A 14,568-nucleotide genomic window follows, 5' to 3' on the forward strand; every position below is an offset into this window, starting at 1 on the left:
GGCGCCCTGAGGCGCCTTGATCGCATGATTGAGCTTAGCAGCGGTTTGCTCGAAAAGAACGACCGCAAGTCGCTTCGAATCAATCAGTGGTGATGACCACCTTCACCATGGATATGACCATGGGCGACTTCTTCTTCGCTGGCGTCACGCACGTTGACGACCTTGACCTTGAAGTTCAGGCGCTGGCCGGCCAGCGGGTGGTTGCCGTCGACAGTGACGTCGTCGCCATCGATGTCGCGGATGGTGACGATCTGCATGCTGCCGTCCGGGCCGGAGGCGTGGAACTGCATGCCGACTTCCAGGGTGTCGACGCCTTCGAACATGGCGCGGCTCAGGGTAGCAACCAGCTCGGCGCTGTATTCGCCGTAGGCTTCTTCCGGCTCGACGGAAACGTCCAGCTCATCGCCGACCTGCTTGCCGACCAGAGCCTTCTCGAGACCGGCGATGATGTTGCCGGCACCATGCAGATACACCAGCGGCGCGCCGCCAGCGGAGCTGTCGATCACCTCACCGGCATCGTTGGTCAGGGTATAGTCGATGGAGACGGCCTTGTTGGCGGCGATCAGCATGGGGAGACCTTTTGCGAAAGAGAAATGAACGGGCAAGTTTAACCAAGGCTGGCCACGATTGCGACCCGACCCCAGACAAACGGGCTGCATGCATCGTTGATTTTCGTCAGGACGAAGACGGTCATTGGGTGGCAGTCTTGTCTTGCGGTCATAGCCAGCATCTGCGGCATCAACCTCCCTGGCAGAATCGTGCCTGGGTGCTCGATGCCCGGCAGCGCCAGGCCAGAATCGGCAGCCACTTCGCCTGTGGCTGGTGCAACCAGGGCGATGACCGCTCGACCGAAGACAACAAGGAAGCCTAAATGCCGGCACGCAATATCCTGGTAATCAACTGCGGCAGTTCCTCGATCAAGTTCGCGCTGGTCAACGAAGCGCAAGACACCTTCCTTCTCAGTGGCCTGGCCGAGCGCCTCGGCAGCCCGGAGGCCGTACTGCACTGGCAACAGGGAGCGACGCGCGACAGCCTGGTGCTACCCGGCGCCGATCACCGCCTGGCCCTGTCGCACCTGCTGCCCATCGTGCAGCGAGCGGCAGCAGGAGAACTGCATGGCATCGGCCATCGCGTAGTGCATGGCGGCGAACATTTTTCCGGTGCCTGCCGCCTGGACGCCGCCAGCCTGCAGCTCATCCGCCAGATCGCCCCCCTGGCGCCGCTGCACAACCCAGCCAATCTGCAAGGCATCGAAGCCGCGATGAAGCTGTTCCCGGAACTGGTGCATGTCGCTGTATTCGACACCGCCTTTCACCAGACCCTGCCCGAGCACGCCTACCACTATGCGGTGCCGCAGGCGCTGTACGCCGAGCACGGCGTACGCCGCTATGGCTTCCATGGCACCAGCCATCGCTACGTCAGCCAGCAAGCCGCACAGTTGAGTGGCCTAGCGTATGACGCCAGCAGCTGGCTGGTGGCGCACCTGGGCAACGGCAGCTCGACCTGCGCGGTCGAGAACGGCCACAGCCGCGATACCAGCATGGGCCTGACTCCGCTGGAAGGCCTGGTGATGGGCACGCGCAGCGGTGATGTCGACCCCAACCTGCACAGCCACCTGGCGCGCACCCTGGGTTGGAGCCTGGAGCGGATCGACGCCCTGCTCAACAAGGAGAGCGGCCTGCTCGGCCTGTCCGGGTTGTCCAACGACATGCGCACGCTGGAGCAGGCGCGCGAACAGGGCCATGCCGGCGCAACCCTGGCTATCGAGGTGTTCTGCTACCGCCTGGCCAAGTCGCTGGCGGCGATGAGCTGCGCGCTGCAGCGGCTCGATGGCCTGATCTTCACCGGCGGCATTGGCGAGAACTCGGCGCTGGTTCGCAGCAAGACCCTCGCCCACCTCGCCCTGCTCGGCCTGAAACTCGATGCCGAGGCCAATGCGCGCTGCGTACGCGGCGTCGCTGGCGCCATCCACAGCGACGGCTCCCCGCGCGTGCTGGTGGTACCGACCAACGAAGAGCGGCAGATCGCTCTCGACACCCTTGCCCTGCTCGACTGAGGTTTTTCATGCATACCTTCTTCATCGCCCCCACCGGCTTCGGTGTCGGCCTTACCTCCATCAGCCTGGGTCTGGTCGGCGCCCTGGAGCGCAGCGGCCTCAAGGTCGGCTTCTTCAAACCCATCGCCCAACCGCATGTCGGTGACCACGGCCCGGAGCGCTCCAGCGAACTGATCGCCCGCACCCACGGCCTGCATTCACCCAAGCCGCTGTCGCTCAGCCACGTCGAGCGCATGCTCGGCGATGGCCACCTGGATGAGCTGCTGGAAGAAATCATCAGCCTCTATCAGCAGGCAGCCGCCGGCAAGGACGTGGTCATCGTCGAAGGCATGGTGCCGACGCGCCAGGCCAGCTACGCGGCGCGGGTCAACTCGCACCTGGCCAAGAGCCTAGATGCCGACGTGATTCTGGTCAGCGCACCGGAAGACGAGAGCCTCAACGAGCTGTGCGACCGCATCGAGATTCAGGCCCAGCAGTTCGGCGGGCCGAAAGATGCCAAGGTGCTCGGCGTGATCCTCAACAAAGTGCGCAGTGAGGATGGCCTCGCCGCCTTCACCACGCGCCTGGGTGAAATCTCGCCCCTGCTCAAGAGCGATGACTTTCGCCTGCTCGGCTGCATCCCCTGGCTCGACGAGCTGAACGCGCCGCGCACCAAGGACATTGCCGAACTGCTCGGTGCGCGCATCCTCAACGCCGGTGACTACGAGCAACGGCGCATGAACAAGATCGTGCTGTGTGCCCGCGCCGTGGCCAACAGCGTGCAACTGCTCAAACCCGGCACCCTGGTGGTCACTCCGGGCGACCGCGATGACATCATCCTCTCCGCCTGCCTGGCGGCGATGAACGGCGTACCCCTGGCCGGCCTGCTGTTGTGCAGCGATTTCGCCCCGGATCCGCGCATTCTCGAGCTGTGCCAGGGCGCCCTGGCCAGCGGTCTGCCGGTGATGACCGTGAGCACCGGCTCCTACGACACCGCCACCCACCTCAACCGCCTGAACAAGGAAATCCCGCTGGATGACCGCGAACGTGCGCAGAAGGTCTCCGATTTCGTCGCCGGGCATATCGATCACGACTGGTTGAGCGCCCGCTGTGGCACGCCACGTGAGCTGCGCCTGTCGCCCCCCGCCTTCCGCTATCAACTGGTACAGCGGGCCAAGGCCGCCGCCAAGCGCATCGTCCTGCCGGAAGGTGCCGAACCCCGCACCGTACAGGCCGCGGCCATCTGCCAGGCGCGAGGCATCGCCCGCTGCGTCTTGCTGGCCAAGCCGGAAGACGTTCACGCCGTCGCCCGCGCCCAAGGCATCGAACTGCCGCAAGGGCTGGAAATTCTCGACCCGGATCTGATTCGTGGTCGCTATGTCGAGCCGATGGTCGAGCTGCGCAAGGGCAAAGGGCTGAACGCACCGATGGCCGAAGCGCAACTGGAAGACAGCGTGGTGCTGGGCACCATGATGCTGGCGCTGGATGAAGTGGACGGCCTGGTGTCCGGTGCCATCCACACCACCGCCAACACCATCCGCCCGGCGTTGCAGTTGATCAAGACCGCTCCCGGCTACAACCTGGTGTCCTCGGTGTTCTTCATGCTGCTGCCGGATCAGGTGCTGGTCTACGGCGACTGCGCGGTGAACCCGGATCCCAATGCCGAGCAACTGGCAGAGATCGCCCTGCAAAGCGCGGCCTCCGCCCAGGCTTTCGGTATCGACCCGCGCGTGGCCATGCTCAGCTATTCCACCGGTGACTCCGGCAGCGGCGAGGAAGTGGAAAAGGTGCGTACCGCCACTCGCCTGGCCCGTGAAAAACGCCCGGAACTGCCGCTCGACGGCCCGCTGCAGTACGACGCCGCTGCCATAGAAAGCGTGGGCAAGCAGAAGGCGCCGAACAGCCCGGTGGCCGGCCGCGCCACGGTGTTCGTGTTCCCCGACCTGAATACCGGCAACACCACCTACAAGGCCGTGCAGCGCAGCGCCGACTGCATCAGCGTCGGCCCGATGCTGCAGGGCCTGCGCAAGCCGGTTAACGACCTGTCGCGCGGTGCGCTGGTCGATGACATCGTCTATACCATTGCTCTGACGGCCATCCAGGCGGCCAACCTGGCGCACTGAAGGGGCGCGCGCAGCCGCAGCGGGCCCTGCTCGCTGCGGCGCGAACCGCACCTCGAAACCAATTGGTCAAGGCTGGCACTTGCAGGTCAGTGCACAACCGTTAACCTTGGCGCCCGAAACGGTTTGCAGCAGGGACTGCCGCTGCCCCTTACATCGCCATGGGCCTCGAAGAATGCCCAGGCGTGTCATCCCTTGGAGACGTTCGTCCGATGCTGCACTTCCTGCCTGCCCCATTGCGCGGCCTGCTCGCCGGCCTGATGCTGGCTCTCAACACGCTGTTCTGGTGCTGGCCGCTGTTCATCATCGCCCTGCTCAAACTGTTGCTGCCATTCGCGCCGATTCAACGCGCACTGCGCTTCGTCATGCATGGCGTCGCCGAGAGCTGGATCGGCATCAACAAGTTCTGGATGCGCCTGGTCGGCCGGATCGAATGGGATGTGCAGGGCCTTGAGCGCTTCGATACGCGCCATTCCTACCTGGTGACCAGCAACCACCAGAGCTGGGTGGACATTCTCGTGCTGCAGTACCTGCTCAACCGACGCATGCCGCTGCTGAAATTCTTCCTCAAGCAGGAGCTGATCTGGGTACCGGTGATCGGTCTGTGCTGGTGGGCGCTGGAGTTCCCGTTCATGAAGCGCTTCAGCAAGGAATACCTGGCCAAGTACCCGGAAAAGCGCGGCCAGGACCTGGCCACCACGCGCAAGGCCTGTGCCCGCTACAAGACCAACCCGGTGGCGGTATTCAACTTCCTCGAAGGCACACGCCTGACGCCTGCCAAGCATGCGCAGCAGCAGTCGCCGTTCAAGTACCTGCTCAAACCCAAGGCCGGCGGTATCGCCTTCGTCCTCGATGCCATGGGCGAGCAGTTGCACAGCATCGTCAATGTCACCATCCACTACCCGCATGGCGTACCCGGTTTCTGGGATCTGCTCTGCGGCCGCCTGGATGCCGTGCGGGTGCGCTTCAAGCAGGTGGACATTCCGCGCGAGTTCATTGGCCGCAACTACGATCAGGACGACGCGTACCGGCAGGCGTTCCAGAGCTGGGTCAACCAGCTCTGGCAGGAAAAGGACGCCGAACTGGACGCCCTGCACCGCGCAGCCTGACCCGCGCCAGCATCACTGCGGCTTGCTCGGTCGCGGCAGCGGCAGGCCGTTCCAGTCCAACAGGGCCGGCACTTGCAGGGCTTCGCCCGGGGGGATGCCTGGCGCAACCAGAAAGCCCTGCATCACGGTGCATTGATGCTGCGTCAGCCACTCGCGCTGAGCCTGGGTTTCTACCCCCTCGGCGATGATCTCCAGCCCCAGGTGGCGGCCAAGGTCGATGATGGTACTGACCACGGCCGCATCACGCGGGGATTCGAGCATGTTGGCGATGAACAGCCGGTCGATCTTCAGGGTATCCAGCTCGAAGTGCCGCAAGTAGGCCAGCGACGAGTAGCCGGTGCCAAAATCATCGATGGCGATCTTCACCCCGAGTTCGCGCAGATGGCGTAGCTGTGACTGTGTCAGTTGCAGATCCTGCATCAACGCACTCTCGGTGACTTCGACCTCCAACTGGCTCGGTTTCAGGCTGAAACGTTCCAGCGCGCGCTGCAACTCCGACACCAGCTGCGGCATGCCGAACTGCACCGGGCTGACGTTCAGGCTCAGCACCAGATCTTCACCGAAATGCCCGCGAAAATCCGCCAGTTGCCCCGCGCCTTCACGGAAGATCCACTCGCCGAGGCGATTGATCAGCCGCGTCTCCTCGAGCAGTGGAATGAACACGTTCGGCGCCACCGTACCCGCCACCCGGTGCTGCCAGCGCAGCAGCGCCTCGAAGCCACGCAGGCGACCGCTGTCGAGGTATACCTGAGGCTGATAGACCAGCACGAAATCGTCGTTTTCGATGGCGTGGCGCAGGCTTTCCTCGAGCATCAGCCGCGACCGTGCGCGGCCGTTCATCTCGGGAGAAAAGAAGCGGTACTGCTGGCGCCCGGCCCGTTTGGCCTCGTACATGGCCATGTCGGACGAGCGTAGCAAGCCCTCGACGCTCTGCCCGCATTCAGGAAAACAGGCGATGCCGACGCTGGCGCCCAAGGTGAAGTCCACTCCGTCGAGGGTATGCCGCACGGACACCAGCTCGATCAGCTTCTCGGCGACCTTGGCCGCATCCTCCGGGTGCCCGAGGTTGTCGAGCAGCGCGGTGAATTCGTCGCCACCGATGCGGGCCAGGCTGTCATAGGGGCGCAGGCAGGCCTTGAGCTGTTCACCGACACGGCGCAGCAACTGATCGCCAACATCATGGCCGAGGGAATCGTTGATGCGCTTGAAACCGTCGAGATCCAGATACAGCACAGCCAGGCGCTGGCCACTGCGTTCGATTCGCGCCAGCGCCGACCCCAGAGCCTGGTGAAAACCACGTCGGTTGAGCAAACCGGTGAGCGAGTCGGTCACTGCCTGCGATTCGAGCTGAGCGTGGAGGTTGCGCACCACCGACATATCCAGCGCGATCACCACCATGGCCTGCTGAGAACGCTGCAGCGGCGAACAGGACAGCGCTACTGGCAGGCAGCCGCCGCTGAACGTGCGCAGCATGGCTTCATGCACACGGTAGGTCGCCTCGCGCTTGAAATGCTGATAGAACTCGGACTCTCGCCAGCCTCCCTCGGTTGCCGGATTCTGCAGGAACGACAACAGCTGCGAGCCTTCCAGATCGGCGACCTCGCCATCGAGCATCTGCGCCATGGCCGGGTTGGCGAACTGGATGAAACCGTCGTCGCCGACCACCATGATGCCCTCGGCCGCATTGGCCAGTACCGAGGCATTGAAGGCACGGGCACGGTCGAGCTGCTGGGTGAGCAGCTGCAATTCGCAGCGATTGCGCTCATGTTCGAGCAGGCTGTGGATCTTGTGCCGCAGCACGGTGGGGTCGAACGGCTTGAGCACGAAGTCCACGGCGCCGGTGCTGTAACCCCGCAGCACCGCGTCCTGAGTCTGGGCGATGGCCGAAACGAAGATGATCGGAATCAGCCGTGTACGCGGGTTGCCGCGCATCAGACGTGCCACTTCAAAGCCATCCATGCCCGGCATCTGCACATCCAGCAGCACCAGCCCCACCTCCTCCTCCAGCAAGCAGCGCAGCGCCTCCTCCCCTGAACTGGCGCAACGCAGCAGCCAGTCACCCTCGTCCAGCAATGCCTGCATGGCTTCCAGGTTCTCGGCACGGTCATCCACCACCAGCAATACCTGCTTGGCGGCCACGGTGGCGGTCTTGCTCTGCTGCTGGGCCATCATCAATCCTCTATCCTTCTGCCCTCGCACCGGTGACTCCTGTTCTCAGGTTAGATCATTGCGGCCTGGCGGTAGCGACGCCCCGCCCAACCAGCGCTCGAGCAGCGCCAGCAGTTCGTCACGCTTGACCGGCTTGGCCATGTAGTCGTCCGCCCCGGCGGTAATGCATTTTTCGCGATCGCCCTTCATGGCATGTGCCGTCAGGGCGATGATGGGGAGCGTGCAGCCGTGCTCCTCCTTGAGCAGACGTGTGGCGGTGTAGCCGTCCATGTTGGGCATGGCCATGTCCATCAGGATCAGGTCGAATGGTTCGCGCTGATAACTGGCAATGGCCTCGAGACCGTCCTTGGCCGAGCTGACCTGCAGCCCGGCCTCGTCGAGCAGGGCGGTCAGCGCGTAGACATTGCGCACATCGTCGTCCACCAACAGGATGCGCTGGCCTTGCAGCATGCTCTGCGCCGCGCGGACACGCTCCGGTGCACGCACGTCACCGAGAAAGCCTTGCACGGCCTGACACAACGCCTGGGTATCCTCACCATGCTTGCGTACCACCACCGCGCTGTAGCGCCGCAGGCGCTGCAAGGCCTGCTGGGTTACATCCACGCCGGTGTTGATGACCACCCGCGCGCCTTGCAGCGTACGGATCTGGCTGAGCCGCTCGAGCAGGCCGAAGCCATCCTGTTCGGGGAGATCGAGGTCGATCACCAGTGCGCAGAAGCTGCCCTGTGCATAAGCCTCACAGGCCTCGTCGGCGCCGGCGCAAGCCGTGACCTCGAAGCCCAGCCGCGTCAGCTCATCGCGGTAATGCTCGCGCTCCACCTCGACGTCTTCGACCAGCAGCAGGCGCTGATCGGGGCGCTGCTCGTGCTGCAATTCGAGGAACACCTGCTCCAGTTCATCACGCCCGATAGGTTTGACCAGATAGCGCGTACCGTCATCGTTCCAGCCCGCCGGCTGTGGCACACAGGAAATGATGTGCACCGGCGTGTGGCGATGGCTGGGCTGCGAGCGCAGGCGGCGGAACAGCTGCCAGCCGCTGATATCCGGCAACAGGATGTCGAGGATCACTGCAGTGAAGGTCTCCTGCTGCAGCAGGCTCAGGGCCTGCAGACCCGTGCGGCAGTGCACGCTGGAGAAGCCATGGCCGTGCGCCTCTTCGGCGATCACCGCAGCAAAGTTGGCATCGTCCTCGACGATCAACAGCGCAGGCCCTTCTCCGGCCCTGTGTGGCCCCTCGACAGGCGCCTCGAGCACGTTGGGCACGGTTCGCACAGGCAGGTGCACGGTGAATGTCGAGCCCTGCCCCGGCGCACTTTGCAGACGAATGTCGCCATCGAGCGCCAGCACCAGCTGACGCGTGATGGCCAGGCCCAGGCCGGTGCCACCGAAACGCCGGCTGGTGGAACCGTCGATCTGCTGAAAGGCCTGGAACACCAGCTCATGCTGCGCCGGATCGATGCCGATACCGGTGTCGCGCACGCAGAAACACAGGAGCTCGCGCCCATCGTCGAGCTTGTCCTGACAGCTGACGGTAAGCGTCACTTCGCCGTGATCGGTGAACTTCAGGGCATTGGACAGCAGGTTGCGCAGAATCTGGTGCAGGCGCACACGGTCGGTATGCACCATGCGTGGTACACCGGCGTCCAGTTGCATATGCAGACGCAGCCCCTTGAGCTCGGCCATCGGCCGCAGGCTGGCATCGAGCTCGACCAGCACGTCCTGCATGCTGATCGGCTCCAGCTTGAGCTGCATGCGTCCGGACTCCACCTTGGCCAGATCGAGTACATCGTTGATCAACTGCAGCAGATCGGTGCCGGCCCGGTGCACGATGTCGGCGTGTTTGCTCTGTTTTTCCGTCAGGTTGCCGGCCAGGTTCTGGCGCAGTTGATCACTGAGGATGAGGATGCTGTTGAGCGGCGTGCGCAGCTCATGGGACATGTTGGCGAGAAATTCGGATTTGTAGCGGTTGGCCAACAGCAGTTGCTCGGCCTGCTCGCGCAGCTTGTGCTCAGCCGCCTTGCGCTCGCTGATGTCGATGATCACCGCCTGCACCAGGTTCTCGTCGCCACTGCGAATCGGCGAAAGGCCCACCTCCAGGGGGATCAGTCGCCCTTCACGGTGCTGCCCGAACAGCTCGCGGTTGCTGCCCATGCGGCGCTGCTCAGGCATGGCCTGGTAACCCCGGCGCAGACCGACGTGAACACCGCGCTGAGCGTTGGGCAGTAGCATTTCCACCGGCTCGCCCAACAGCGCCTGACGCTCATAGCCGAAAAGCAGCTCAGTCTGACGATTGACCATGGCGATACGTCCCAGGCCGTCGACCAGCACGATGGCATTGGGCGAGGCCTCGACCACCAGGCGGAAGCGTTCCTCGGCCACCTTGCGTGCGCGCAGATCGACCAGATTGAGCAGATAGCCACTGCCCTCGTGCAGGCTGTTGAGGCTGATGCTGACCGGGACGGTATCACCACGCAGGGTACGCACTACCCGCTCATCGGACTCGTCCAGGTGCTGCCGCAGGTCGCTGGGCGACTCGATGCTGGGCAACACGCGCAACACCGTCTCGCCGATCAACGCATGCACCGTACAATCCAGCAGCTCCGCCGCGCTGCGGTTGGCGATCTCGATACGCCCCGCGTCGTTGCACAGCAGAGTCGCTACCGGCAGGCGTTCGATGAGCAGGCGAAAACGCTCCTCACGCTCCCGCAACGCCGCAGTCGCCAGCTCGGCGACATACTCCTTGCGATCACGCTGATACAGATACCCGCCCACCAGCAAGGCAAAGAGCACGGTGGCCACCAGACCGGCCCAGAGGTTGAATGAGCCGCTGTCCTGGCCCGGCGCGCGTTCGTATTCCACCGTACCGGTCACGTCCAGTAGCCAGGTGCGGCCGTAGAGCGACAGTTCCTGATGGCTGACGAATAGTGCGGACTCGCCACCGCTGGGCCGCGTAATGCTGAGCAGAGGGCTGTCATCCAGCGCCTTATCCTGCAACACGATATCGAAGCTGCGACTCTGCAGGCCGAGGATGCCCTCGATCAGGTCATGGCTGCGAAACGCCCCATGCACCATGCCGAGCAGGGCTTCACGGCGCTGCTCGACCGTATTCAGCGGCAGACCGGTATGGAACACCGGCAGGAACAGCAGCAGTCCGTGCTGCGGATTCACATCGGTTTCCTGACGCAGTATCACCGGCCCGCTCAGGCTGGCCTCTCCGGTTTCGATGGCACGCTCGATGGTGGCCTGGCGCACGCTCTCGCTGAGCATGTCGAAACCCAGCACCCGACGGTTGCGCCAGTCGAGCGGGCTGACGTAGTCGACGAACAGGTGTGGGGGCTGAGCGTTTTCCGGGAACAACTGAAAACCGCTGCGGTTTCGCTCCTGCGTTTCGCGGCGAAACGCCTCGACCTCACTGGCGCGAACGTATCGTGACCAGGCGACCGCCTGGATACCGGGGTAGCGATCTTGCAACTGCAACTGATCGAGCGCCCGCTCCCACTCGCCGAGCGAAACCTGATCGCTGCCCACCATCAGCCCGGAGACGCCACGCAGCACCATCTCGTAGGTCTGCATCCGCGTCAGGATGCGCTGGCCGATATCCTTGGCTTCGAGCTGAAAGCGGTTCTGGCGATCCTCGCTCTGGAGTTCGTGCGCCACCCGGCTCTGCCACAGCAGCAAACCGCCCAGGGTCAGCGTCAGAGCGAGCGCTACCAGAATCGGCAGCCAGGGTTTGGGGGGCTGGACTGCTCTGTCGTCCATTCATAATCCTCGGTCATCCAAAACCACCGCGCACCGATCGTGCACGAGCGTCACAGAACCACTTGAAAGCAGTCTAGACAGGTTTTCGACGACTGGCCTTTGGCCAGACGAGAGACCACAGGCGCTTGGAAAGCCCCCCGCAGAACGGGGGCTTCAGCCAGGGTCAGAGCGGGCGGAGGTTGATCTCGACGCGGCGGTTCTGCGCACGGCCGGCATCGGTGGCGTTGCTGGCGATGGGCTGGCTGGGGCCTGCGCCATAGGCGGAAATACGCTGGGCAGCGACGCCATTGCCGCTCAGGTAATCGGCGACGCTCTGCGCACGGCGCTGTGACAGGCTCTGGTTGAGCGCCTGCGAACCGGTGCTGTCGGTATGGCCGACGATGTTCACACCGTTCTTGTCGAATTCCTTGAACACCAGCACCAGCGAGTTGAGCGTCGGGTAGAAGCTGCTGGAGATGTCCGCCGAATTGCTGGCGAAGGTGATATTGCCGGGCATGATCAGTTTCAGGTCATCGCCATTGCGCTGCACCTGCACACCAGTGCCCTGCAGGGTCTGGCGCAGCTTGGCTTCCTGGGTGTCGACGTAGTAGCCGTAGCCGCCACCGGCCGCGCCGCCGACAGCTGCGCCGATCAGGGCGCCCTTGGCGCGATCTTTCTTGCTCGATGTAGCGGCCCCGATCACGGCTCCTGTCGCTGCGCCGATACCGCCATAGATACCGGCTTTGCCAGCCTGACTTTCACCGGTGTAGGGGTTGGTGGTGCAGCCGGCCAGTACGGCCATGACTGCAGTTGCTGCAGCCAGATTACGCCAGATTTTCATGGGAGCGTCCTTAGAATACTTGGGATTTCAGGCAGTTAGCCAAGGACTTCGAGCCAGGACGGAAGCTCGAAGTTCCCTCATATTTTGCGGCGCTCCACAAAAGCTGGTTAGTAGCAGGCTGTCACTGAGCCCCAGGCAACGGACGCAGCGTGACCTCGACACGGCGGTTTTGCGCACGGCCGTCAGCGGTGTCGTTGCTCGCCACCGGCTGATCCGGGCCCATGCCACGGGTGCTCAGGCGGCTCGGGTCGACACCCTGCGCCAGCAGGTAGTCGGCGACACTCTGCGCGCGGCGCTGGGAGAGATCCATGTTGTGGCTGTGCGAGCCGGTGCTGTCGGTGTGCCCAACGATCTCGATGCTGTTCTGGTTGTACTGGCGGAAGGAGTTGGCCAGGTTGTTCAGCGGCTGGTAGAAGCTGCTGGCGATCTGCGCCGAGTCGGTGGCGAACGTGATATTGCCGGGCATGACCAACTGGATCACGTCGCCCTGGCGCTGCACCTCGACGCCGGTGCCCTGCATGCTGCGGCGCAGCTCCGCCTCCTGCTTGTCGGCGTAATAGCCATAACCTGCAGCCGCCGCGCCCGCCACAGCGGCACCGATCAATGCGCCCTTGCCACGGTTGTCGTGATTGATCAGGGCGCCGGCGGCGGCGCCAGCCAGCGCTCCCAAGCCGCCATAGGTGGCGGTACGGTTGGAGGTCGGGCCACTCTGGTCGTACGGATTTTGCGAGGCGCAGCCGGAAATCAGCAGAGCGGAAGAGCACAGGGCAATCAGGGTCAGGCGGAACATGGAAGCATCTCCAGGAGCGGCGGGATGATGGCCTTTTGAACACGAATCGCGAATTTAGTGCCCTGTCAGGCCCGAATAAAAGGGTTCTCGCGCATCTCGTCACCTAGCCGCGTATCGGGCCCGTGGCCGGTAACCACGGTGGCCTCCTCATCCAGGCGATAAAGGCGCTGCCTGATCGAACGCTCGATGGTCGCGTAATCGCCGCCCCACAGGTCGGTGCGGCCGATGCCGCGACGGAACAGGGTGTCACCGGCGATCAACAGCTTGGCATCGGCGAACCAGAAGCTCATCGAGCCCGGTGTATGGCCAGGGGTGTGCAAGGCCACGCCACAACCACAGGCCAACTCCTCGTCATCGGCCAGCCAGCGATCCGGTGCCGGCACCGGCGTGTAGGGGACGCCGAACATCTGACACTGCATCTCCAGGTTATCCCAGAGGAACTGATCGTCCTTGTGCAGGTGCAAGGTGGCCCCGGTCTTCTCCTTCATCTGCCCGGAAGCGAGAAAATGGTCGAGGTGCGCGTGGGTGTGAATGATGCTCACCACCTTCAGCCCATGGGCGTCGAGGCGCGCCATGATCAGATCGGGATTGCCGCCCGGATCGACCACGATGGCCTTCTTGGTCAGCGGGTCACCGATGATCGTGCAGTTGCACTGCAAGGGGCCGACGGGAAAGGTTTCACGAATCAGAGCGGGCACAGCGGTGTTCATCGGATGTCCTCGTGACGATAGTCACTCGGCAGTTTACCCGTCCATTTGCGGAACGCACGGCGGAAATTGGAGGGGTCGCTGTAGCCCAGCAGGTGAGCGATCTCGAACAACGGCAGGTGAGTCGTGGTGAGGTACTGCAGCGCCAGGCGACGACGTACGTCGTCGAGCACCTGCTGGTAGCTGGTGCCCAGTTGTGACAGGTGCCGGCGCAGGCTGCGTGCACTGGTGTGCAACGCCTGCGCAGCGCCGTCGAGATCGGGAAAGTCGCCAGGTCGCGCCAACAATAGGCGGCGCACCCGCGTGAGCAGGGCGTCCTGGACGTCGAGGCTGGCCAGCAGGGCCTCGCACTGTTGCTCGCACATCTGCACCGTGGCCGGATTGGCCAATGCCATCGAGCGTTGCAGGTAATGGCTGGGCAGGCGCAGCCAGTGGCAGGCCTGCTCGAACTGCGCCGGCACACCGAATACCTCGCGGTAGCGCTCGGCATAAGGCGGTGCGGCATGGGCGAACCCCACAGCCAAGCCGTCGAGATCGTCGCCCAAGAGAAAGCGGGCAATGGTATGGATGCTGGTCAGCAGCCCCTCGGCAGCGAAGCGCGACTGTGCCCCCATCGGGAAGGACTCCACGGCTCGCAGCTCCGCATGGCCATCCTGCTCGATCATCTCCAGCTCGAACGCCAGCCCCAGTACGCGGTAATAGCGCAGGGCGAACTGCAATGCCGTTCCCAAATTGGCGCTGGAAAGCACGGCATAGCCGAGGATGCCATGGGTGGACACGTTCAAGCGTTGCCCCAGCACCAGGCCCAGCGCCGGATCGCCACAGCGATCCAGAGCGGCCTGACTCAACTGATGGAAGTCGACGAAGGACAAGCGTCCGGTCGGGCTGGCAAGCACTTCGGGCCTGACCCGAGCCGCCACGCACAGGGCGTCACGCGCGACGCCGTATTCCTCGGCCAGTTGCAAGAGCGCCTCGGCATAGGCGACCGGAACCAACTCTGCGCTGAAATCGAAGGCTTGCCTCATGAGGGAACCTGAGCAGTCTGGCCGGATATGACCG

At 63.9% G+C, this 14,568-nt stretch carries 11 protein-coding genes; 4 read left to right on the top strand and 7 right to left on the bottom strand.

What is annotated here, in order from left to right; translation table 11 throughout:
- Window positions 1-83 precede the first annotated feature (83 nt).
- A complete protein-coding gene (locus tag ACODS1_RS17020) occupies window positions 84-569 on the bottom strand; it encodes an FKBP-type peptidyl-prolyl cis-trans isomerase (protein ID WP_074679430.1) in 486 nt (161 codons plus the stop codon).
- 128 nt (window positions 570-697) lie between these two features.
- Between ACODS1_RS17020 and ACODS1_RS17025 the strand changes: the two genes are divergently transcribed.
- From ACODS1_RS17025 to yihG, 4 genes are all read left to right on the top strand, one after another.
- Window positions 698-871, top strand: coding sequence for a DUF3565 domain-containing protein (locus ACODS1_RS17025; protein ID WP_489086587.1), 174 nt, complete (start codon window positions 698-700; stop codon window positions 869-871).
- Window positions 872-2,056, top strand: coding sequence for an acetate kinase (locus ACODS1_RS17030; protein WP_489086588.1), 1,185 nt, complete (start codon window positions 872-874; stop codon window positions 2,054-2,056).
- A gap of 8 nt (window positions 2,057-2,064) precedes the next feature.
- Window positions 2,065-4,158: a phosphate acetyltransferase gene (gene pta / locus ACODS1_RS17035; RefSeq protein ID WP_489086589.1), complete on the top strand. Its 2,094-nt coding sequence runs from the start codon at window positions 2,065-2,067 to the stop codon at window positions 4,156-4,158.
- 209 nt (window positions 4,159-4,367) lie between these two features.
- Entirely contained in the window at window positions 4,368-5,264 is an 897-nt protein-coding gene (gene yihG / locus ACODS1_RS17040) for a 1-acylglycerol-3-phosphate O-acyltransferase, YihG family (protein ID WP_489086590.1), read from the top strand.
- Window positions 5,265-5,276: 12 nt separating this feature from the next.
- Here the strand turns inward: yihG and ACODS1_RS17045 are convergent, their stop codons facing one another.
- The 6 genes from ACODS1_RS17045 to ACODS1_RS17070 all read right to left on the bottom strand — a co-directional run bounded on the left by ACODS1_RS17045 (window position 5,277) and on the right by ACODS1_RS17070 (window position 14,534).
- Window positions 5,277-7,433, bottom strand: a complete 2,157-nt coding sequence (locus ACODS1_RS17045) for a putative bifunctional diguanylate cyclase/phosphodiesterase (protein ID WP_489086626.1) — start codon at window positions 7,431-7,433, stop codon at window positions 5,277-5,279.
- A 45-nt stretch (window positions 7,434-7,478) separates the two neighbouring features.
- A complete protein-coding gene (locus ACODS1_RS17050; RefSeq protein ID WP_489086591.1) occupies window positions 7,479-11,192 on the bottom strand; it encodes a response regulator in 3,714 nt (1,237 codons plus the stop codon).
- 163 nt (window positions 11,193-11,355) lie between these two features.
- Window positions 11,356-12,012, bottom strand: coding sequence for a YiaD family glycine zipper/OmpA-like lipoprotein (locus ACODS1_RS17055; RefSeq protein ID WP_322980969.1), 657 nt, complete (start codon window positions 12,010-12,012; stop codon window positions 11,356-11,358).
- A gap of 121 nt (window positions 12,013-12,133) precedes the next feature.
- Window positions 12,134-12,802, bottom strand: coding sequence for a YiaD family glycine zipper/OmpA-like lipoprotein (locus ACODS1_RS17060; protein WP_322980970.1), 669 nt, complete (start codon window positions 12,800-12,802; stop codon window positions 12,134-12,136).
- 65 nt (window positions 12,803-12,867) lie between these two features.
- Window positions 12,868-13,512: an MBL fold metallo-hydrolase gene (locus ACODS1_RS17065; RefSeq protein ID WP_489086592.1), complete on the bottom strand. Its 645-nt coding sequence runs from the start codon at window positions 13,510-13,512 to the stop codon at window positions 12,868-12,870.
- The gene (locus tag ACODS1_RS17070; RefSeq protein WP_322980972.1) at window positions 13,509-14,534 is read right to left on the bottom strand and encodes an AraC family transcriptional regulator; all 1,026 of its coding nucleotides are present in this window, start codon (window positions 14,532-14,534) and stop codon (window positions 13,509-13,511) included. Before ACODS1_RS17070 ends, ACODS1_RS17065 begins: the two co-directional genes overlap by 4 nt.
- Between the last annotated feature and the right edge of the window lie 34 nt (window positions 14,535-14,568).

It is taken from the genome of Pseudomonas sp. FG29, assembly GCF_057809355.1.